This is a genomic window from Dyadobacter soli, assembly GCF_900101885.1.
GTDB lineage: Bacteria > Bacteroidota > Bacteroidia > Cytophagales > Spirosomataceae > Dyadobacter > Dyadobacter soli.
Window position 1 is genome coordinate 122,239 of the sequence record NZ_FNAN01000009.1, and the last position, 22,801, is coordinate 145,039.

A 22,801-nucleotide genomic window follows, 5' to 3' on the forward strand; every position below is an offset into this window, starting at 1 on the left:
TATACGCAGGAGCCACGGTTAATGCCTCATGCGGATTTGAATTTTAGAGGTTGATTTGCATTTTTTCGGTTGTGGTGTCTGCATTGAGGTCGTTCGATTGGTTGTTGCATGCCTGACGGCATTGTCAGAATCAGTGCCGCAGTTCGTGTTTCGGGCGACCAGTCGCGTGGCGACGCAACATTGGTAGAAATCAACCGCCATCGACAGTTATCCCAAATTCCGTCAGGGATGTAACGTCAATGCATACGCAACACAGGCCAGGCATCCTGCCAATCCAACTGCTCCACACGCAACTTCGAACGACCCTTATCCTTCGCGTCATACCCATGAAATATCAAATAATCCACTCCGTCAAACGTGCAAACCGCATTATGCCCCACACCGTGCCAATCCGCATTGCCTTCGAGCAGCAATGTGCCACCGCCTTGCGTCATCGGCTTGCCGTCGCGGTCGAGATAGGGGCCGGTGAGTGATTGTGAGCGGCCTACACGCATTTTGTAAGTGCTTTTTTCGCCGCGGCAGCAGTAATCGTAGGAGGCAAAGAGGTAGTAGTAATCTGCTTTTTTGAAAATAAATGGCGCCTCTATGGCTCCGTTACCAGCTGTGGAATCGCTCCCAGGCTTTGTGCGCGGAACGCTGGCGAGGGTAAGCCACGTTTGCGGCTTGGCAATGCTGCGGGCGTCGGCGTCGAGTTTGACGAGCTTGATACCATTCCAAAAGGAGCCGAATGCGAGCCAGGGTTGCTTTTGGTCGTCGATAACCAGGTTAGGGTCGATCGCATTCCATTCATCGCGGCCGGGTACGGATTCGACTACTTGTCCGTGGTCGGTCCAATGGAAGTCGGGGTTGGCGGGATTGAGCGTTTTGTTGGTGGCCAGGCCAATGCAGGAGCGGTTCTTGCCGAATGTGGAAATGGAGTAGTAGAGGTGATAAAGACCATTGTAAAACGAAATATCCGGTGCCCAAATGTGTCCCTTGAAACCCGGAACAGCCTTCACTGCCCACTCTGGCGGTGTGCCGAAAACGGCTTTCTCCTTTTTCCAATGCTGCATATCCTTCGACGACCACACGCTGATGCCCCGGCCCGTGGCGAAAGCATAGTACGTCCCGTCCTGCCGGATCATCACCGGATCATGGACAGGAATGTTCGTTTGCAGCGAATCCTGGGCGCGACCGATTTGCGCGCCCAGGATGAACAATAAGAAAATGAATCGCTTCATTATTTGAGCATTATCTTCTGCGGAGTACCGAAAAGCATTTCGCCCACACCCGAAGTCTTCACACCTACACGCGCATAAATGTACTCGCGTGAGGCGTGCGCTGCGGGAATGTTGACGGTCAGCGTTACCGGTTTCGACAGGTCGGTGAGGTTGGCGGCCACTTCCTGCGCATTGGCTACATTGTTGTTCGGGTCCACAATGGTGGTTGTGCCAATGTACAGGTTTACGCGCTCGATCGTGCGGCCCGTAGCGATCTGCTGCACATTGAAAGTAGCCGAAACTTTGCCTTCTCCTTTGGCATACACATCATTTTTAAGCACAAAATAAGGATTCACCGGCACATCGATCTCCTTCGACCCGCGCAGTTCCACATCGATGGAATCGGTATTGTCGGTCCATGGGCCATTGCCGCGTAGCCGCACGAGCTTGTAATTGCCGTCAAAAAGGGAGGCGGAAAATGTGCCGTCCTGGTTGATATGCACGGCGATTTTGGTAAAAAGCTGGTACCCGCGCTGCCACAGTTCGAGCTGCACGCCGTTGGAACGCACGCCTACCGGTTGCCCGTCGAATACCACGCGGCCTTTCAGCACCGATTTCGGCTCGGTGCGGTTATCTTTTTCGCATCCCGAAAGGCCGACCACTAATGCCAGCAGCAATGCGGGAATGCATTGGATGATTTTGGATTTCATTGCGATTAATGGAATGGGTTACGGATGATTTTCGGGTTGTTGTCGATCACGGCCTGGTCGATAGACGAGTAGTAATTGCCCATCTGGAAAAAGCGCGGCGCACGGAAACGCGGCGCTACCAGCTTATCGAACACATATTTGCCGTGCGTGGCATGGCCCGGACGTACAACGCGGTAGGGATACAGGGCGTAAATCACTGCATCGGGGTTCGATGCGTTACCGTTCCACACCTCGTGCGCGATCCGCCAGCGCATCAGGTCCCACACGCGGTGGTCTTCGAATGCGAGTTCCACGCGACGCTCGTTTTGCAGTTTTGCAAGGGTAACCGATTTCAGGCTGTTAGCAGGGAAGCCGGCGCGTTCGCGTAATGTATTGGTGTATTTCAATGCGTCAGCCGCTTGTCCGAGTTCCAGTGCGGCTTCGGCTGCATTCAGGTAAATTTCACCCAAACGGAACCGCACCCACCACATATCGCTGCGGATACCACGCGTGCTCGACATGGCCGTCTGGTCCACGTATTTGCGCAAATAGAAACCGGTGTTCGAAACCTCGGTCTGCGAACGCTGCGGGCCCGACGAGCCGGTGAGCAGTCCGCCGTCCTCGTAAGTAGAGCCCAGCACATTGGATTCGACGGTTTTGAATGCATTGGTCGCATTGTCCCAAACCTTCACTCCGGCCTGAATCTGCACTTCGGTAGCGCGGAAGGAAGTGCCGGGGTAAATGACCGTTCCGTACAAGCGGGCATCTTTGTTGGCAAAAATGTCCTGTAACTTATCGTAATACACGTAATCGCTGTTACCCGCATTGCGGTTTTTGAGCTCGCCGGAGGTGCCGTCGAGGTATTCGTAATCTTCCACGAGGTTCAGCGAAGGCGTGATGGATGACGACGACAGGTTATCTTCCCGGACATTCCGTGCGATGTTGTCATAAGTAAAACCATGCCGTTTGTCTTTGCTCACCAGGAAATCCTGCGCCCAGATCACCTCGCGGTTGGCGCTTTTCTTCGTAACAGCCTCATAAAAATTCACGCCTTTATCGGGGTTGGTTTTATAAAGCTCATAGCTGCCGCTGTTGATAATTTCCTGCGAAGCGGCCAGCGATTGGGTGTAATAATCCTTCGCACGTGCCGCGGAAATGCCTACTTCGCCGCCGGGTGTGGAAATGGGCGATGCCAGCTGGTTGTTATACTTTGCAATGGAGGCGGCGTACAGCATTGCGCGGCTCTTTACAGCCAATGCAGTGAACTTGTTCGCACGGGTGTTGCTCGTGCCATTGCCCAGCACATCCTTCACAGCATCAAGTTCGCTCGCGATGAAATCGTACACTTCTTCCTCCTTATTGCGGGGGTTTTGCAAGGAAGAAGGGTCACCGCTGAAATCGTAGATAAGTTGCTTAGTAATGAGCGGAACGCCACCCATACGCTTCACATGTTCGAAATACACATAGGCACGCAGAAAGCGGAGCTCGGCATTGAACTGCGCTTTTTGGGCGTCGGAGAGCTTTACGGCGTGTTTATCAATGCTTTCCAATGCGAGGTTAATGTCGCGGATCAGGCCGTAATCCCACAGCCGCCAGCGCTCGAAAGGATAATTGATGATGTTGTTGCGGCCGTCGTCGTTGTTGGACCACATTGCCTCGTCATACGCCGCAAACTCGGCCCAGCCGGTGGTGAGCGAAGTGTGGGCAGGCAGGCGGTCGTAGTAGTTGGCGAGCAGCCCGGTGATCATTTTGGGGTCGTTCCAGACCTGTTCTTCGAGGATAATGTTCTGCGGCTTGCGTTCGAGCCAGTCGTTGCAGCCGGCGAAGACGAGCATCGAGGCGGCAACACATATTTTCAGTGATAATTTTTTCATAACCAGTTTTTAGAAAGTGAGGTTAAAACCTGCATTGAACAAGCGCTGCTGCGGGTATACCAATGCATTACCCGATGAAATCTCCGGATCGATCTCGTACTTCTTCACGTTGTCGATCGAGAAGAGGTTGGAAGCATTTACGTAAATGCGCAATGCCGAAAGACCGATCTTTTTCGTGATTTTCGGGTCGAAAGAATAGCCCAGCTCGATGTTGCGGAGGCGGATGTAACGCACGTTGGTGATCCAGTAATCGCTTTTGCGGAAGTTTACGTGGCTGGTATTGTCCTTGCGGATGGCCGGGTAAGTACCAGGAATCCATTTGCTGTTCGGATCGAACGGATCTTCGCGGTGCCAGCGATCTTCGAGCATGAAATGCGGCGAGGTACCGTTGTTCTGGTAAGGGATTTTCAACTCCCAGTTACGCTGGAAGCTCTGCAACGAGGCCCCCGCGAAATCGAAGAACATCGAGAAACCTTTGTAGGAAACACTTCCGTTCAATGCAAAGCTCAGGTAAGGATTGGCGCCTTCCGCGTAGCCGATCGGACGTTCGTCGAGGGCGTTGATGATGCCGTCGCCGTTCACATCCTTGTAAATGAAATCGCCCGGAAGCTGGCTGCGGTTGCCCTGGCCGTCATTATCCACGGTATGGCCCTCGATCTCCTGCATAGACTGGAACTGACCCACCACCTGGTAACCCCAGTTGATATTGCCCCAGCGGTCTACGTACGAATCGCGGTATTCATTGTATGAGTTACCAAAGCGTGGTTTGTAAAAATCGAGGTCGCGGCGGCGGGAGAGGGTCGCATTGGCGCTCAACGTGTAGTCCACCTGTCCTACATTGCTTTTGTAGGTCAAAACACCTTCCAGACCGCGGTGCGTATCCGAGTTCAGGTTTTCATTGGGCAATGTGTAGCCCACTTCCGAGGGTAGCAGCACGTCGTAACGCGCCGCAGGAAGGCCTTTTCTTTTTCTTTCAAAAATATCAAACTGACCCGAGAGCTTTCCGTCCATTAACCCGAAGTCGAGACCGAAGTTGGTGGTAATGTTGGTGATCCATGAAAGCGTGGTGATCGGCAAGCCTCTCGGACGAACGCCGATGGTGTAGTTGCCATCGAAAATAGCGCTTCCCTGCAAGAAGTTGTAACCCGGCAGATAACTGAAAGGTGCCACGAGGAATGCGTCGTTGCTCAGGCGGTCGGCACCCGTGCGGCCGTAAGAGGCGCGGAGTTTCAGGCTGCTGAATACATTTTCCAGTTTTCCTTTAAAGAAACCCTCCTCCGAAATACGCCATCCCGCCGAAACGCCGGGGAAGAAACCGTACCGCTTGCCCGGCGCGTAAAGGAACGAGCCATCATAGCGGCCCACGAGTTCGAGCAGGTATTTTTGCTTAAAATCGTAATTAATACGCCCCACATAACCGGCCCGCGCCTCGGTGCTCCATTCGTCGATGAGGATATCCTGGTTCGCGAAGGACATGAGCGGAATGTAGTTGTTCGGCGGAACGGTGTGCACCACGAGGTAGGTATTCACATTGTCGGAACGCTCGTAAGCGGCCACGGCCGAAATGTCGTGGTTACCGAATGCTTTGGCATAGCTCAGCTGGAATTGCGCAAACCGGTCGACGATGTTGCGTTTCCGACGCTCACGCCAGGGGTTCTGGTTACCTCCGCCGGGTACCACATTGTAGGTATCGGTCTTTTGGTCGTACGTGTAGGCATCGTACGTATATTCAAAACCGTCGAAGTCGAAGTTGGTGAATGCGTAGGAATAAGTCCCTTTCGCTTTCAGGCCGAATTTGAAGTCGTATTCCGCGTAGAAGTTACCCTTTACATTCCGCCATACTTCGTCGATGTATCCGGTTACATCCCGCTTGTAGGTGGCCGGATTTACGTTCACGTTGTGGGTCTGGTTGATGTACGCCGGGTTGTCGTTGGCGTAAGGGCGCTCCGTAGGCCACATGGTGAAAATACTGAGGAACGGGTTGAAATAATCGTCCAGCCCCGGTACACCGATCTGGAAGCGGTTTTCAATGCGGCCGCTGATCTGCGTTCCTACTTTGAGACCTTTTGTAAGGCTCGATTCGAGGTTAGCCTGGATGTTGGTGCGTTTGAAGTTGTAGTCGCGGATCAATGCATCCTGGTTTAGATGGCTGATCGACAGGAAGTAGTTCATTTTCTCGCTGCCGCCCTGCACGCTCGCATTGCCGAAGTACTGCGGTACATTCGGGCGCATGACCATATCGTAGTAATTGAAGCTCTGATAGCCCTTTTCGGTACCCACGCGCCATTTTTCCAGCTCAGCCGGCGTAATGGACGGTGTGCGGCCCTGGTTTACATCCGATTCCACGAGGCCGCGCATGTGCTGGTACGCATTCGCAGGCTTGGGGTAGCGCGTGAAGTTTTGCAAGCCATAGTAACCCGAGAGGCTGATCTTCGTTCCGTCGCCCGCTTTTCCTCTTTTTGTAGTTACCAAAACCACCCCGTTGGCGGCGCGCAGACCGTAAATAGCTGCCGAAGCATCTTTCAGGATCGACACGGATTCGATATCGTTCTGGCCGAGGTTGTTGAAACTGCCCACATCGGAAGGTACGCCGTCGATGACAAACAGCGGTGTACCCATGTTCCGGATCTGGATAGTGGTAGCGGCACCGGGACGGGCATCGGCTTTACGCGCCGTGATACCCTGTACGCGGCCTACCAATGCATCCGCCGTTCCGATGGAAGGCGTGCGGATCAGGTCTTTTGCCTGGATGTTGCTCACCGCCCCGGTTACCGCCGCCGAAGACTGGGTGCCGTAACCCACGACCACCACTTCGGTCAGTTCTTCGCTGCTGGGCAGCAATGTTACCTGGATGTTCGACTGGTTGCCGATCGTGATTTCCTGCGAGGTGTAGCCGATGAAGGAGAATGCGAGGGTAGCAGCATTGTCGGCCACGCTGAGTGAATAGGTACCGTCGGTACCCGTAATGCTTCCGATGGTAGTGCCTTTCACGACCACGCTTACGCCGGGCAGCGGGTTGTTTTTCTCATCGACTACCTTTCCTGTAATCGTTTTGTCGACCAGCTTCCGATAGGCAGTGGCCGGTTCGACGCGAAGATCGGCCGACCAACCCATCTGGGGCGACAGGCAACCCGCTGCCAAAAGGGCAAAAAGAGGCCTGCGAAGCCCCAGAAGGGGGTTTCGTCTGTTTTGGTTGTTCATTGTTAACCTGGGTTAGATGTGAGTAGTTGTTACAGCATTATGTTTTCTGATTGTATTCTAATTATTTATTAATAAAAATTATTGAATAAATACTATTTAAAAAATGGTAAAAAATAACCCCTCCGGCGGGTCGCAACAACCCGTCGTCCTTTCGTTCTTGAAAATCAGCCATCCAGATTCGCAGGAGGCACTTTGAATGCCCTGCGAATCTGAACGGTGATTGGTATACGCTAAATTGAAATTGCTTTTAAAACCATAGGCTGGCAGTTAAGAATTACAACCCTTTTTCCTTTACAACTTTCATGACCCCGGTCATTAAGCGCCAGTGGCCAGGGAACGTACATACATACGGATAGTCTCCAACCTGATCCGGTACTACAAACTTCAAGCGGTAAGTCTGGCCGGGGTTTACGAGCGGTGTCGCAGCCAGAACCTGGGGGATATTGGGTACATAATTCTTCTCTGCGCCGTCTTTGGCGGTGATCATTTTGTCGGCAGCAGCGCCGATGATCTCGGTGGACTTGGGACGTCCTACCACAACATTGTGCTGCATCGCATCCGGGTTTTCGAACACGATTTCAACGGTTTTTCCGGCAATCGCCGTGAATTCTGTAACGGTAAACTTCATTTCCTCGCGGATCGCCTTGATCGTCACGACCTGTACATTCGGGTCGGCAGCCACTTCCTCTTTAATGCCGTACGATTCCAGCAGCGTAGTGTATTTGCTTGCCTGATCGTCAGGAATGGTGCTTTTCACGCTTACCAGCAGTTTTTTGCCTTCGTCGCTGGCGGTTTCCTTGCGTTTCGGGTTCCACGCGCCGAGGATGCCTTTGATCATCGCATTACGGCCTTGCGCGTCGAGCGATTGTGAAGTTTGAAGCAATTTCAAAACATCGTCGCCGCTTGCGTAGGAAGTATAGCCGCGAACGGTACGCTCCAATGCAAAGTCAGAAAGGCGGTCGAGGCGACGCACTTCGAACGATTTGCTCATCGTGTTGTTTTTGTTCTCGTCTTTTTCGGGAACCACATTATCCACGTCCACGGTAGCAGTTACATTCACTTTGCCTGCTTCGTCGGAAGTGAAACCGAATGCCGTTTTCCACGGGCCGTTGTTACCTTCCACGAGCTTCACCGTTTCGCCCGGCGCGATGCCGTTGGTCAGCTGACGGCTGATATAGTTGGTGTTCAAAGAACGGCTGCGGATACCTACATTCACTATTGGCACTTGCTCTTTGGTAACGGGTACCGAGCCAATGTTGGTTATCTCGATCACCACGCGGGCATATTCACGTACGTAAGGCGTTTTAGGTTCGATCACGATGTTGGTAATCGCAAGGTCAGCAGCACCCTGGACCGTCACTTTGCTTGCGCCGTGGCCTTCGTGGTTCATGGCTGCATGATCTGCGTGGTTAGCCGCGGTAGCTTGTTGTGCTGCTCCGGCTGAACCTGCTTTCGCTACGCGCTGCGCGAGGTATTTGGTACGCAATGCGCCGTCGTGCGAATTGAGGATAGCGGCAAATGCATCCGGCATCCAGCGGTCTTCCGCATTGGAATAGTTATCCAGCAATGCAAGCACAGTCGTTTCGATCTGCGGGGTCAATGGGATTTCGGAGAATGCGAGCAATGTGTTCAGCACTACCAGAGGCTCCTTGTCGTGCAATGCATCGGCAGTAAGCAATACTTCGCCGGTTGCTGCGGTGCGTGGGAGCACTTTTACAGCTGTTTTGCGCACGTCGTTGGATGGGTGTTTCAATGCTTCAACCACTGCCGGCAATACCTGCGCATCACCGATGGCATTCAAGCCTTCCAATGTCCACAATGCATGGATAGCAGCAGTATTCAGGCCGATTTCGTCCACTGATTTGTCTTTGACAAGCTCAACCAACTTCGCTACCACGTCTTTGTTGCCGCGTTCCACCAAAAGGCGTTGCGCATGCTGGCGCCAGAACATGTTGTTGTTTTTCAAAGTCGCCACCAATTCTTCCGGGCGCGATTTGCTTAATGTAATCGGCGTGTATTTCGGTGCATTCTTCCAGCCGATGCGGTAGAGGCGGCCGTGGGTGAAATCGCGCAATGGCGTTTCGTAGGCATTACCTTTTCCGTTTTCGGAACCCTTAGGAGTAGGGTTGTGCTGGATAATGTAGCTGTACCAGTCGGCTACCCACACGGCGCCGTCCGGACCTACTTCCGCGAACACGGGCGCAACCCATTCGTCGGCGCCTGCGAGGAGGTTAAAGCCCAGCTGATCTTCGTAATCCGTACCTTTTTTCACCATCACGTTCTGGTGCAGAATGTGGCCGGTAGGCTCGGAAACGAATGCGACTTTGTTCCAGTATTGTTTCGGATACGCGCGGGCGGTGTAGAAGTTATGGCCGGCTGCGGCTGTAAACCCACCGAAAACGTCCACCTGACGCACTTTCGGCGTGATCGGCTGCATATCCTTGTGGGTATCCGTGCTGCGGCTTCCATTATCGACTTTGCTTGCACCGAAATAGCGGTTAGGAATGGCGCTGTACCAGCCGTGCGAGTTGTTGGCAGTAGAGCCAAACAAGTCGCCTGCCTCATTGAAGCCCAATCCCCAGGTGTTATTAGAGGTTTTAGCTACAATTTCCATATCCGAACCATCCGGTTTGAAACGGAACAATGCCTGGCCAAAATCGAGCTGATCGCTGTTGCCTACTTTGCCTTTGAAGCCCGAGTAACCTACCGAGCCGTAAACCCAGTTATCGAAACCGTAATGCAGGTTGGATGGTCCCGCGTGGGTATCACCCGTGCCAAAGCCCGAGAAGAGGATTTTCTTCACGTCAGCCTTGTCATCACCATTGGTATCCTGCAAAAACAGCATATGCGGAGCCTGCGAAACCACCAGACCACCATTGGCGAATGCCATACCGGTCGGAATGCTGAGGTCATCGGCGAACTTGGTGAATTTATCGGCTTTGCCGTCGTTGTTCGTGTCCTCGCAGATCAGGATGTAGTCGCTACCGCCAGTGTCCTTGCGTTCGTTAGGATAATCTTTGGTGATCAAAACATACAATCTGCCGCGCTCGTCCCACGTCATCGCGATCGGGTGCATGACGTCCGGCTCGTGCGCGAACACGCTCAATGTGAAATCCACCGGGATTTGAATGTGTTTCACCGATTCTTCCGGTGAAAGCGGCAATTGCTGCAACTGAACGCCGGGACGTTGTTCGTAGTTAGGCAGTTTCGCCTCGCGGTATTCGAATGGTTTCGGTGCCAATGCGGCCAATGCCTTGCGGGCATCGTCGTTCACAGCCCACAGAATACCTTTTTCGATCAGATCCTGGAAGCCTTGCGTGCCCCAGGTACGCTCGTCGTGACCATATGCGGTGTAGAAAATGCGGCCTTTGCCGTGGGTTCTCACCCAGGTATAAGGCTCTTTCTGCTGTCCGGGACGGTCTTTCTCCTGGTCTTTCTGGATCAGGCGCTCGGTGAGCACGATGTTGTCGGGTTGCAGCAAAGTGTGCAGGTATGTTTCATCCACGGTTTTGAATGGCTTCACACCTGCGATGGCAGGGTGATCGGGCTTCGTCCATACCGGCTGGATCGTGTCCCAGGTATGGCGCCAGAACTGTCCGCCCATCAATTTTACCACCTCCGCGTTGTTGCGGAAGCAATAGGAAGCGCAGTGAACGGGGATAAAACCTTTTCCGCTGGCCACATAGTCGAGCAGCGACTTCGCCTGTTGCGGCGCAATCGAGTCCCAGTTGGCGTACAGCATCAATGCGTCGTACTTGGCGAGCGTTTCGGGGTTCAGGTCGTTAAGGTTATCCGTGTAGGTAAAGTTGAAGCCTTTGGGACCCAATGCAGCCATGATCTGCGGAACGCGTTCGGCGGGCTTGTGATGGCCCTTGTCGCCCAGGAACAGGATTTCCAGCCGGCGCGCCTTCGCTTCGCCCTTGGAAGAAGCAGTTTTAACCGACGCGTTCTGGGAATTTTGCTGAGAGGCACATCCCAGCAGGACAATACCTAGGATAAAGGATAACGCTTTGGTTTTCATTGAGGTTAATTGTTTCTTGTTGTATTTGGGACTAGGTAAAATCTGTTAACTCCACGCGAAAATTTCCTGGAAATCAAACAGATATTCGTTTTTGTATTCAACTTCAAAGTCTCGCAACATTTGAAGGTATTCTTCGCGGAACGTCTTTTTCCTGTGATGCTTTTCCTGATTGGCAATGTACCGGATCAGTTTGTCAAGGCTACTTCGGCTATATGAAAATGCTCCATAACCCTTTTGCCAATTGAAATTCACCACATTGAAATGCTCCTTGATCCATTTGTTCGAAGAGGTTTTAATTTCTTCAACCAGCGTCGGCAATGGTGTTGATGGGCTGTAACCGACCAGAATATGAATGTGATCGGGCATTCCATTAATCGCCAAAGGTTTAGAGCGATGGTTGAGGATTATCCCTCCGATGTAAGCATACAAATCGTTTTTCCATGCTTTGCTGATCAGGCTTTCACGGCCTTTTACCGAAAAAACAATATGTATGTATAGCTGTGTATAGGTATTTGCCATTTTTGATAATGTGTGTTGCTGTAAAAATATGGCGTTCAGCGAATTTTCCGCACACCATTCATGATCTACAAATCTTGCGGTGCGCTGCACCTTCGCGTTTGTGTTGATTTGCGTCGTGTTTCACATATTCTACAAATATTACGGTGCGCTGCACCTTGGCATTTGTATTGTTTCGCAACGTATTTTATACAAATCTTGCGGTGCGCTGCACCTTCGCGTTTGTGTGTTGATTTGCGTCGTATTTCGCATATTCTACAAATCTTTCGGTGCTCTGCACCTTGGCATTTGTGTTTTTTCGCAACGTATTTTCTACAAATCTCACGGTGCGCTGCATCCAGGGTAATTTTTATCCTCAACACATGGTGCAGAGCACCAAAATACTTGTAGAAAATTCAATCGTGACCCCTTTTTCAAGGTGCAGAGCACCGAAAGATTTGTTGATGTCGCAATGGTGATAATTTATTTATGCCTCACTCCCCTCATCTACACATTCTGAAAATCAGGCAACTTGATAATCGCACCGCCTTGCATCGCCGACTCGTGTGCGAGGATACCTACGCTTGTCCAGTTGGCCGATTGCCATGCGTTCGGGAACGGCTCGCGGTCTTCGATCAATGCGCTGATGAACTCGTGCGCCAAATGCGGGTGCGAGCCGCCGTGGCCGCCGCCTTGTACGAACGACAAGTGGGCATTGTCATCCAGGTTGTAAACGCCATGACCCGTAAAATGACGGATTTCCTCCGGCAGATAATGCGCGTAATCCGGCGTCGTCACTTTCTCAGGGATTTCATGCTCAGGCTTTTTCGCGGTGTGGATCACCGGATCTTCGCCTTCGATCAACGGCCATTCGAATGATTTTTTGCTGCCATAAACCTCGAAGCTCTCGCGGTACTGGCGCGCCACATCGAACAACGAGCGGTATACATAAGCCGACAAGTCGCTGTCTTTGAATTTGATATGTGCCGATTCTACTGCGAATGGCGAGTTGTGGATCTTGATCAGGTCCTCGGAGATTGTTCCTGAACCGAAGCAGGAAACATATTCCGCTTCCAGTTTCAGCAAGCCTGCTACCGGGCCTACGCAGTGCGTCGCGTAATGCATCGGAGGCAATCCCGGCCAGTAATCGGGCCAGCCTTCCATATCCTGCTGGTGGCTCGCTTTAAGGAACTGCACTTTGCCCAGCTCACCTTTCTCATATAATTCTTTTACAAAAAGGAATTCCCGTGCGTACACCACGGTTTCCATCATCATATATTTCTTACCTGTTTCACGGGTTGCTTTCACGATCTCGATGCAATCCTCTACACTCGTAGCCATAGGTACGGTACACGCCACGTGCTTGCCCGCGCGAAGTGCTTTCAATGTCTGTTCTGCGTGGTTGGGGATAGGGGAGTTGATGTGAACGGCGTCGATGTTCGGGTCTTTCAGCAGTTCGTCATAGTCGGTATAGCGCACTTCAATGCCGTACTGGTCGCCGACCTCGTTCAGTTTCGACTCGGTACGCTGGCAAATCGCGTACATATTGGCATTGGGATGTTGCTGATAAATGGGGATAAACTCGGCGCCGAAGCCTAATCCGATAATGGCAACATTAATTTTTTGAGACATATTGATTAACAGGTTAATGATTCAGTAGATCAGTGGTTTAGCCAAAAACGGATTGTTTTTGACCCGGACCGCCCGCCGGATTGCCCGGCATTTAAAGATGAGTTGGTGTGGATAGTAATCGACAATACAATTTTAAAGCAAAATAGTGCTAAAAACTTTTCGCGTTTTGATTAGTACTGTGCGTATTTTGATCTATTTTTAGGCTAATATCTGTTTTAGTGCAAAAAATAGCTAGAAAAAGCCTTTGAAAAGGCCGATTTTGCGATAATTGAGCCATTTTCTTTACCAAAATTCCCCCAATTGATGATCCGACCTGCCCGACCCGAAGATGCAAAAGCCGTTGCGCCATTACTGGTGCTGGCGATGGGCCACATCGCGGGTATATTCGCACGTTCCACACGCTATGAAGATGCGATCCCGTTTTTTGAAGTATTTTTCGAAGACGGCGCCAACCAGTACAGTTATGCCAATACACTGGTTTACGAAAGCGAAGCGGGCATCATCGGCTCGATTACCGGATACGACGGCGGCCGCCTCCACGAATTGCGGCAGCCGGTACTCGACAAGCTCCGTGAAGCCGAGCCCGGTTTCACGCCAGGCGACGAAACCGGCGCGGGCGAATATTATATTGACTGCGTAAATGTGCATCCCGACCACCAGGGCAAAGGGATCGGCAAGAAGCTGATCAATGCTTTTTGCGAGCACGCGGGTGTGCAGGGTTATGCGCGCGTGGGACTTATTGTGGATATGATTAATCCTTCTGCGAAGCGGTTATACGAAAATTTGGGCTTCCAGGTAGCTGGCGAAAAGGACTTTATGGGGCACCGTTATTTTCATATGGTACGGGACAGGTCGTAATTTTTCGAATTTGTCTATATTGCTTTTTAATATTTTAAAAGCACCCATATAACCCATTAATACCCTACCTCATGTTCTTGAGAAGAGATTTCATCAAAGCGGGCGCGCTGGCGGTCGCTGGCATGGCTATGCCCAAATGGTCGTTTGCCAAAAGTGCAGATTTTCCCGTAGTCCGCATTCCGGCGGATAAGCGCAGTTTCACAAGTCCGGCCGTGGAGGCGACGATCGCCCGCATGAAGAAAGTCATCAAAGACCCCGAGCTGGCGTGGCTTTTCGAAAATTGTTTCCCGAATACGATCGACACCACCGTGCATTACAATCCCGTCGACGGTAAGCCCGACACTTTCGTGATCACCGGAGATATCGACGCCATGTGGCTCCGCGACAGTACGGCGCAGGTGTGGCCTTACCTGCCGTTGCTGAAAGACGATGCGAGGCTGAAAGACATGGTGGCCGGTCTCATCCACCGCCAGACCAAATGCATCCTGATCGACCCGTACGCGAATGCGTTTTACGATCGCCCGAAAGAAAGCGAATGGAGTAAGGACCAGACCAAGATGAACCCCATGCTCCACGAGCGCAAATGGGAGCTGGATTCACTTTGCTACACCATTCGTTTGGCTTATAACTATTGGAAAACGACCGGCGATACCAAGCCATTCGACGCCGACTGGTCGAAGGCCATGGAGCTGGTGCTGCAAACCTGCAAGGAACAGCAGCGCAAAGACGGGCCGGGGCCGTACCGGTTCGGTCGCGTCACAAGCTGGTCCACCGACACCGTGCCGGGTAATGGCTACGGTAACCCGATCAAGCCGGTGGGGCTCATTGCCAGCACATTCCGCCCGTCGGACGATGCGACGATATTCCCATTCTTCATTCCTTCCAATTTCTTTGCAGTGGTCTCGTTCCGCGAGGTAGCCGAAATGCTGGAAAAAGCATCCGCCACGAAAAATGCGAAGCTTGCCGCCGATTTCAGGGCGTTGGCTGCGGAAGTGGAAGCGGCGATCAAGAAATATGCCGTGATAGAACACACCCAGTTTGGCAAGATCTATGCTTTCGAGGTAGATGGTTTTGGAAACCAGGTGATGATGGACGATGCCGGTATTCCGGGGCTGATCAGTTTGCCTTACCTGAATGCGGTGTCGGTGAAAGACCCGATTTATATCAACACCCGCAAATATGTGCTGAGTGATACGAACCCTTATTTCTTCAAAGGGGAAGCCGGTGAAGGACTTGGTAGTCCGCATACGCTGGTGAACCAGATCTGGCCGATGGGCATTATCGCGCGTGCTATTACTTCTACCAGCGACAAGGAGATCGAGGCACAGCTGAAACTCCTGAAAACGACGCATAACCACACCGGTTTTATGCACGAGTCGTTTGATAAGGACGATGATTCGAAATTTACGCGGAAATGGTTTGCCTGGGTTAACACGCTGTTCGGTGAGTTGATCCTGAAACTGGAAAAAGAACGTCCGCATTTGCTGGCGAAAGTTTATTGAGAAGCTGTTATAGTGCATTATCCAATGCCTTCCGGACTACAAACCGGGAGGCATTTTATTGCTCCGGACTATCGGTGAACTACTGAACCGGACGCAGTGCGGGTCCGGTGGGCCGTCTACATTTGGAGCAAAAACCAATGCAGCCATGCCTACCGCAACCATCCGTAACGACTGGACGTCCGACGAAATCGAAGCAATCTACAACCGCCCCTTAATGCAGCTGATCTATGACGCCGCCACCGTGCACCGGCAATGGCACGATCCGGAGCGCATCCAGGTATGCACGTTGCTGTCCATCAAAACCGGCGGCTGCCCCGAAGATTGCGCCTATTGCGGGCAGGCCGCCCGGTACCAGACCGGCATTAATGTAAAAGCATTGATGAAAAAAGACGACGTGGTGGCCATCGCCCGCCGCGCCCGCGACGGCGGTTCGAGCCGTTTCTGCATGGCCGCCGCCTGGCGTGAAGTAAAGGACAACCGTGACTTCGACCGAGTACTAGAAATGGTGACCGAAGTAGCCGCAATGGGCCTGGAAGTATGCTGCACCCTCGGCATGCTCACCGAAACCCAGGCCGAAAAGCTGAAAGCCGCCGGTCTGTACGCCTACAACCACAACCTCGACTCTTCCGCCGAATATTACGAGCAAATCATCACCACGCGCACCTATGACGACCGCCTCCAAACCGTCGACCACGTGCGTAATGCGGGCATATCCGTCTGCTGCGGCGGGATCATCGGCCTTGGCGAAACCCGCAATAACCGCATTCAAATGCTCCACACCCTCGCGACCATGCCCGAGCACCCGGAATCCGTACCCGTGAACGCCCTCGCCCGCGTACAAGGCACCCCGCTAGGCGACAAGCCGAAAATCGACACCTGGGAAATGGTCCGCATGATCGCCACCGCCCGCATCCTCATGCCCAAAGCGATGGTCCGCCTCAGCGCCGGGCGCATGGAAATGAGCGAATACGAACAGGCGTTCTGCTTTATGGCAGGGGCTAATTCCATTTTTACAAATGAAAATGGGGAGTTGCTGGTTACGCCTAATCCGGGGATGGGAGAGGATAGGGAGATGATGGAGGTTTTGGGGTTGAAGGGGATGGTTAGGGGAGGGGTGGAAGCTTAGTGAAGCAAAATGTAATGCCTGAGGTTTTCATTTTGTGTTAGCTCGCAGCATTTGATATGGATTTTGTCAAATTGCGCTGGGTACTTTCCACAAAAGTATTGCATGATGGTGTCCAAATGTCGAAGCGCTCTTGCCAGGTGGATAGCGTGGATAAATGACGCTTCCGAGTTTTCACTGGTAGAATCATTGACCAGATAGCGGGCTCTTCTCGAAAGCGATTGCAGTTTGACATAAGCTTTGTAAATGCCTTCCGGCACCCGAAGACTTTCAATGTTCCCGAACGGGCTTATAGCATTTTTGACCGACTCATGCGTCTGATAATGTAGGTTAAAAGTCGCAAGGTGAGCATTGATGATATGCACAGCGGTGTAAAAGCCAATGGTAACTTGCCAATCGCTATTAGGCGAAATGGAATTACTCACCATTTCCAGGAATTTGAAATTCCGCTTTGCTTGTGAAATGTGCTCTGCTGCCGTTGCCAAAATCAAGCTGTTTTTGAATGTGCTAATAACTGATAGTAGCTCGGAATCGGCAATTTATCGCATTCCTCGACATAAGTAGTACTGATGTTGAACCCAAAAGGATGGTACTTGGAATTCACCTCTGCTTCTGCCATGATCAATTTGTCCTCTATATCTTCTCTGCCATCGGGAATCTCAGTCCACACCAGAAGTCCTGAATCGTGAAAGCTAACGGCGAGTTTGCTAAATGCATGGAATCCGCCGAGAACCTTTACATAATCAAAGAGCATTCGCTTAACATAGTACATTCTTGCTATTGCTAGTGCATTGTCGATCAATGGTTTTACTTCTCCATTCATTAAATTGTCGTACATCACTGCTTCCTCAGGTGAAATTATTCCGGCCTCATAAGCAAGTTGGTCCGCTCTGATCTGCGCGACTATGTCATCAAACCATTGCTCTGACTTGGCTTTTTGATTGATTACAGTTTCCATGGAATGTTTTGCTTATCATCAAAAGTACTGACATATCAGTTGCATAAGTAACTTTCATTCTGCATTTACCTCTAACATAGGCGCCTAGCAGGATAACCGGTTGCTTTGAATAATTATACGGTAAAAATTTCTTTTACAAAGTCCTGGTTGCTAGCATCCAACTTCGCAATCAATGTTGCTACCCGCAGCTGGTTGACGATATGCTCTCGCATTTCAGGTGTTACACGTGAGAGGTTTTCTGTAAATAGATAAGCTTCGATTAATGTGTTAAGAGATTCTATCATTTCAGGACAGCTGTCCTTCTGAAAGAATTCTTTAACTAAGTTTTGCTGAGCTGTTGTCGCTTCGTTTGCTGCATTTGTTGTGGCTGTTTGCTTTTGAAGTGTGTTCATAGTTTAGAAAGTTGATTGAATATTTGTGCATTTTTCCAACAAATTCATTTCAAAAAAAATTACTTCGGAGAGTACTTAATCAAAGTTTGCACTTCTATCTCTCCGTACTCAGAAAGGATTTCTTTCATTCTGGCTTGTGAAATGCCTCTGTTATAAGTGAAGTCTCTCCAAGCGTAGGTTAATTTTCCTTTCTTTACTTCGGCTGGAAGTGATGGATAGATGTTCGTCAGCCACCACTGAAAAGCCTCCTCCATGGAAGCAAATGTCTTCATTAAGACAAATATAGTAATTTGTGTAGGTTTCCAACAAGTCTCTACTTCAATTTGAAAGTGATGACGACTTTTTCAGAAATATTTCCAAAATCCGAAAGTATGTCCCTTCTGCGTTTCTGTGAAATGCCTTTTTTGAAAGTATAATCACGCCACGCATTTCTGTATCTGCCCACTTTTGCACTCGGTGGTAGTATTGGGTAAATGGCTTTTATCCACCATTCGAATGCTTGTTCAAGTGAAGTAAAAGTCATTACAACTTTTGGATATAGTTTGAGATAACTTCGGCAGAAATGTCCAGTTTCTCTCTGATAACATTCAACAGTTCAATTTCCGCCCTCTTATCTTCCCACATAATCATTTCAAGCTCCTCCTGCGAAATTCCAAGCATTTGAGCGAGATCCTGATGCTTCATCCTCATTTCATACATTTGTCGCTCCAAAATACCTTCGAGCGTGGAAGGTTCGGGTATCTCATAAATGCTCTGTTCATAAGCCATCAAAGCTTCGCCCATCGCCCGGATATGCTGTCGTTGTTCCCGAGTGGTATTTGCTTCACTTATTCTCATCAATACATCTACCTTTTTGAGGATAGCGGCGTGCTCCTCGTCATTTGTGACTTTGTAGGTGATTTTATTTCTTTTCATAAACATGTTGATTAAAAAAAATACCCGATAAAATTAAGAGCATCTTAATCCTATCAGGTATCTATTTATCAACGAACCGGAACGACTTATCCGGCGGGATCGGCTAACTAACGGTCGCTCCTGTTCGCACGGCCGGACGAGGAACAGCAGGGCTTTTTCGGGTCACCTTCTTCTCCTTCTTAAACTTCCTCCCAACCCAAATCACCACGCCCGTAACAGGTAGCGTCGCGGTAATCAATGCAACGATCAATGCCAGTACCTTAGTAGGCCAGCCCCAGATGCTGCCGCTGTGAATGGGCAATACGAGGCGGCGAACCTTCATACCCGTGGTTTCATTGTCGTAAAGGCGTTTGCTGATGAGCGTTCCGTCGGTTTGGTCGAAGTAAAGGAAATCGACGACGTTGTCGACGGAGGCGGTTTCGTTCTCTTTGGAAATCGTGATGGAAAGGCTGTCGGATTCCGGGATCGCTACTTGAATGCGGCCTGGATAGGCGAGCTGTCGGTTGGTTTCGGTGAATATCCGGGCTAGCACGACAGATGTTGAAGTGCCGGTGGATGAGACGTTCGCGGGTGCTTCGCGCTTTTGCTGCGGCTTGCCGTCGAAGGTAAGAAAGATCATACTGTTCACCCATTTGTAACTCCAAACAAGGCCGGTGAGGGCGATGAGGAAGGTGAAGGGCAGCACGTAGAAGCCGAAAACGGCGTGCAAATCCCAATTAAGACGCTTGAATTTGGCATCCCATTTGATCGTTAGGCGCTGTTTGGTTTGCTTGCGGTTGGGCCACCAGAGCACGAGGCCGGTGATCATGATCACGATGAACAACACGCACGAGACGCCGGTAATAGCCTTGCCGGTATCTTCGAGGCAAAGATACCGGTGTAGTTGCAGTACAACGTGGAAGAACGAATCGTTTTCGCGGCGTGTGTCGGCGATCTCAGCAGTGTAGGGATTTACAGCCACTGAAAATACATCCTTTTCTTTCTTGCCTTTTACCAAACCGAATATAACCGTCCGGTTGAGGTCGGGTTCGATGGCGATGCGGGTGATGCGTTGCTTCGGATAGGCATTTGCAACGGTGGCCCGGAGATTATCCAGCGGAAGTGCCGACTGACCATTCGGAGCTTCCACGACATAAAATCTGGAATAAATCACCGGTTCCAGCTCATCTTCGAAAACGAGAATGCTGCCTGTCAGCGCCACTATAAAAACCACAAGGCCGGAGGAAACCCCCAGCCATAAATGTAGTTGCGATGCAATTTTCTTGAATGTCTTTTTCACCGGTTATGAAATAGCATGCATTAGAAAGTATAGGAAATAGTCGCCATGAAGTTGCGCGGTGCGCCAGGGAACAGGCGCAGGTAATCGTAGCCGCCTACCCAGTGGGTCTTGTTGGTGAGGTTATTAAGGTTTACCTGGAACTGGAATTTGTCGATTTTGTAGTAAACAGCACCATTTAGCAGTTGGTAACCCGGCAATGTCTGGTTGTTGTTCAGCGACAGGTTACGCTCGGTTACGAAGTTGCTTCCGAGGCCTATCCCGAATCCGTTCAGGAAATTGTCCACGAAGGTATATTTGGTCCAGATGCTTCCCTGGTTTTTCGGAGCATTCGGCTTTTGCAAATTCACCAGCACCTGATCGGCCGCCTTTTGGCCTGCATCGGTGATCTTCGCATCGTTGTAGCTGTAAGTGGCAATCACGTTCCAGTTCGGGAGGATGTTTCCCGTCACATCGAATTCCACACCCTTCGCAGTCTCCTTACCCACCTGTATCATCAGGTCCGGACGGTCGGCCGCATTGGCAGAGTACAATGTGTTGGTCTGGGTGATTTTGTAGACCGACACGTTCGCGGTCAGGCGGCCGTCGAGCCATTCCGTTTTCAAACCGGCTTCCGAAAGGCTGCTACGGATCGGGTCAAATGGTCCGCCGGACAATGGATTGCTCTGTACCACAGGATCTTGCGGGTTATAGCCCTGGGTGTAAGTTCCGTATACATTAATGTGGTTATTGACCGTGTACACCGCCCCGATGCGTGGCAGCAATGCGTGCTGCGTTATATTTTGCTCATTATTGGTAGTGTAGCCTTTCTTATCGATGTAAGTATCGTAGCGCAACCCAAGTAGGATCTGCAAGTTCTTGATCTTCAATTGTTCCTGCAAATACAAACCGTGCAATTTGTAAAGTACGGGCGTGGTCGCCGCATTGGCCGTAACATTGTAAATGTATTTGGAAGGATCTTCCATGTTGTTATTCTGCAGCGTGAGGTCGTAATGCGAGATGTTCGGCTTGGGAATGCTGTACGTAACGCCGTTCTCGGTATAGTTATAGAAAACAAATTTTTCAGGCGTTTTAGGGTTGTAAGCAGCCACGCCGCCCGCTTTGAGCAGGTAACCATTGGCAGTTTGCTGGCCGGAGCCTTTCGGCGTCGACGACTGGATAAAGTCATAGCCCGCCACCAGTTTGTGCTCCGCAATGCCGGTATTGAAATTGTGGTTGAAGAACAGCGACACATTATCCATGAACGACTTCGTCTTACGGATAAATACTTGCCGTGCTACCAGGTTATCGATCGCCTTTCCCGCCGAATCGACGCCATTCACATTGCTGCTGCGGTGTTCGAGCAGGTCTTCGGAATAGCCCGTGCGCAGGTAAGCGACGTTGAAAGAGGTGTTTTCGGTAAACTGGTGGTTCAATGAAGTCGTGATCAGGTAAGTTTCTTCATTGAGATAATCATTCACCGCATTGAGCGAAGTGCGGATAGAGCTGGAATAAAGGTCGTTTCCTTTTACCGACTGGCCACGGTCGAGGCGGCTGTTGGAGCGGTTGAAAACAAGGTCGAAGTTAATGCGGGTTTTATTGGTAGGAAGGAACGATACCGAAGGTGCGACGATGATGTTTTTGTCAAACTGCATATTCCGGAAGCCCTGCGCATTCACATAACCGAGGTTGAGGCGGTAAAGCAGCGTCTTGCTTTCGTTCATCGGACCGGTAAAATCGGCCAGGGTACGCAGTGTATTGAAGCTACCGGTTGTAAAGCTGAGTGATTTGCGCGCCACGTCGAGCGGCTTTTTAGTCACGCGGTTGATGGTCCCGCCCGGCGAAGTATTTCCGTACAATGCCGAAGCTGCACCTTTGATCACTTCCACGCGTTCGAGGTAGTTTACCGGCGGCTGTTTCCAGAATCCGGAGAAGGTCCGCAAGCCGTTTACGAGCTGGGTAGTGCTCCCGCCGTTCATACGGAAACCGCGGATGGTCAAGTCGTCGTAAAATGTAAACTGGTTCACACCGCTCATGTTTTTCACGGCATCACCCATCAGGAACACGCCCTGGTCGCGCATTACTTCCTTGGTAATATAGGAAATCGCCTGCGGCACATCCTTGATCGGTGTGGCCGTTTTGCTGGCGATGAATGAAAGGTCATTTTTATAACTCGTCCCCCGGTTACCGACGATCTCGACGGTTTGGAGCTCCTGCGCATTTTCCTCGGAAACGATTTCGAGCGTAACGGTCTCGTCCGCCTTCACGTGCACGCTGCGGTCGATACGTCGGATGCCCACGCCCGTACCCACGAGCTGATAATGGCCTGGGGCTAATGCATTAAATTCAAATTTGCCTTCTGAGTCAGTCAATGTGCCTTTGCCTGTTCCTTTGAGAATCAGGTTGACAGACTCCGCCGACTGGCCCGCGGCGTTCTTGATATTGCCTTTGATCTGGCCCGTTTGCGCAAATGCGACGGAGCAGCAAAGTGAAAGGATGAGTACAGAGAATATTCTCATTATTTGTAGGGGTTGATAAGCTGGCTGTTGCCAAAACGGTGGCAAAAGTAGTCTTATTTAGACCAATCCCAAATAGAGAAAATGCTTATTATGTACTCACTTTTTAATTCGTTCTAATTATTCAATTTTTTCTGCTAATACTTTTATTACCAGTTAAATGTGGCTAAA

At 50.8% G+C, this 22,801-nt stretch carries 16 protein-coding genes; 3 read left to right on the plus strand and 13 right to left on the minus strand.

Annotation, left to right across the window (positions count from 1 at the left end):
• Positions 1-236 precede the first annotated feature (236 nt).
• The 7 genes from BLQ88_RS15795 to BLQ88_RS15825 all read right to left on the minus strand — a co-directional run bounded on the left by BLQ88_RS15795 (position 237) and on the right by BLQ88_RS15825 (position 13,111).
• Positions 237-1,220 (minus strand): arabinan endo-1,5-alpha-L-arabinosidase, encoded by a 984-nt coding sequence (locus BLQ88_RS15795; RefSeq protein WP_090151845.1) that lies wholly within the window; start codon positions 1,218-1,220, stop codon positions 237-239.
• Positions 1,220-1,909, minus strand: a complete 690-nt coding sequence (locus tag BLQ88_RS15800) for a DUF3823 domain-containing protein (RefSeq protein ID WP_090151847.1) — start codon at positions 1,907-1,909, stop codon at positions 1,220-1,222. Before BLQ88_RS15800 ends, BLQ88_RS15795 begins: the two co-directional genes overlap by 1 nt.
• A gap of 5 nt (positions 1,910-1,914) precedes the next feature.
• Complete coding sequence (locus BLQ88_RS15805; protein ID WP_090151850.1) at positions 1,915-3,762, minus strand: RagB/SusD family nutrient uptake outer membrane protein; 1,848 nt, start codon at positions 3,760-3,762, stop codon at positions 1,915-1,917.
• 9 nt (positions 3,763-3,771) lie between these two features.
• Complete coding sequence (locus BLQ88_RS15810; RefSeq protein ID WP_090151853.1) at positions 3,772-6,963, minus strand: SusC/RagA family TonB-linked outer membrane protein; 3,192 nt, start codon at positions 6,961-6,963, stop codon at positions 3,772-3,774.
• A 274-nt stretch (positions 6,964-7,237) separates the two neighbouring features.
• A complete protein-coding gene (locus BLQ88_RS15815; RefSeq protein WP_090151856.1) occupies positions 7,238-10,984 on the minus strand; it encodes a PVC-type heme-binding CxxCH protein in 3,747 nt (1,248 codons plus the stop codon).
• Between the two features lie 45 nt (positions 10,985-11,029).
• Complete coding sequence (tnpA, locus tag BLQ88_RS15820; protein ID WP_090151859.1) at positions 11,030-11,503, minus strand: IS200/IS605 family transposase; 474 nt, start codon at positions 11,501-11,503, stop codon at positions 11,030-11,032.
• Between the two features lie 483 nt (positions 11,504-11,986).
• Positions 11,987-13,111 carry a Gfo/Idh/MocA family protein gene (locus tag BLQ88_RS15825; protein ID WP_090151862.1) on the minus strand — a complete coding sequence of 375 codons (1,125 nt, stop codon included), beginning with the start codon at positions 13,109-13,111 and terminating at the stop codon, positions 11,987-11,989.
• Between the two features lie 303 nt (positions 13,112-13,414).
• On the opposite strand from BLQ88_RS15825, the gene BLQ88_RS15830 reads away from it, so the two are divergent.
• From BLQ88_RS15830 to bioB, 3 genes are all read left to right on the plus strand, one after another.
• The gene (locus tag BLQ88_RS15830; RefSeq protein WP_090151865.1) at positions 13,415-13,969 is read left to right on the plus strand and encodes a GNAT family N-acetyltransferase; all 555 of its coding nucleotides are present in this window, start codon (positions 13,415-13,417) and stop codon (positions 13,967-13,969) included.
• Positions 13,970-14,040: 71 nt separating this feature from the next.
• Entirely contained in the window at positions 14,041-15,471 is a 1,431-nt protein-coding gene (locus BLQ88_RS15835; protein WP_090151868.1) for a glycoside hydrolase family 125 protein, read from the plus strand.
• A 145-nt stretch (positions 15,472-15,616) separates the two neighbouring features.
• Positions 15,617-16,597 carry a biotin synthase BioB gene (gene bioB, locus BLQ88_RS15840; protein ID WP_090151871.1) on the plus strand — a complete coding sequence of 327 codons (981 nt, stop codon included), beginning with the start codon at positions 15,617-15,619 and terminating at the stop codon, positions 16,595-16,597.
• On the opposite strand, the gene BLQ88_RS15845 is transcribed toward bioB, so the two are convergent.
• The 6 genes from BLQ88_RS15845 to BLQ88_RS15880 form a co-directional block, all read right to left on the minus strand.
• Positions 16,594-17,079, minus strand: a complete 486-nt coding sequence (locus BLQ88_RS15845; protein ID WP_143016859.1) for an RNA-binding protein — start codon at positions 17,077-17,079, stop codon at positions 16,594-16,596. The two genes, bioB and BLQ88_RS15845, sit on opposite strands and share 4 nt — an antisense overlap.
• A 2-nt stretch (positions 17,080-17,081) precedes the next feature.
• On the minus strand, positions 17,082-17,552 hold the full coding sequence (locus BLQ88_RS15850; protein ID WP_090151877.1) for a hypothetical protein: 471 nt from the start codon (positions 17,550-17,552) through the stop codon (positions 17,082-17,084).
• A gap of 113 nt (positions 17,553-17,665) precedes the next feature.
• Positions 17,666-17,944, minus strand: a complete 279-nt coding sequence (locus BLQ88_RS15855; protein ID WP_229212714.1) for a hypothetical protein — start codon at positions 17,942-17,944, stop codon at positions 17,666-17,668.
• A gap of 522 nt (positions 17,945-18,466) precedes the next feature.
• Positions 18,467-18,859, minus strand: a complete 393-nt coding sequence (locus BLQ88_RS15870) for a transcriptional regulator (RefSeq protein WP_090152382.1) — start codon at positions 18,857-18,859, stop codon at positions 18,467-18,469.
• A 103-nt stretch (positions 18,860-18,962) separates the two neighbouring features.
• Positions 18,963-20,138 (minus strand): PepSY-associated TM helix domain-containing protein, encoded by a 1,176-nt coding sequence (locus tag BLQ88_RS15875; protein WP_090151887.1) that lies wholly within the window; start codon positions 20,136-20,138, stop codon positions 18,963-18,965.
• A gap of 20 nt (positions 20,139-20,158) precedes the next feature.
• A complete protein-coding gene (locus BLQ88_RS15880; RefSeq protein ID WP_090151891.1) occupies positions 20,159-22,633 on the minus strand; it encodes a TonB-dependent siderophore receptor in 2,475 nt (824 codons plus the stop codon).
• Between the last annotated feature and the right edge of the window lie 168 nt (positions 22,634-22,801).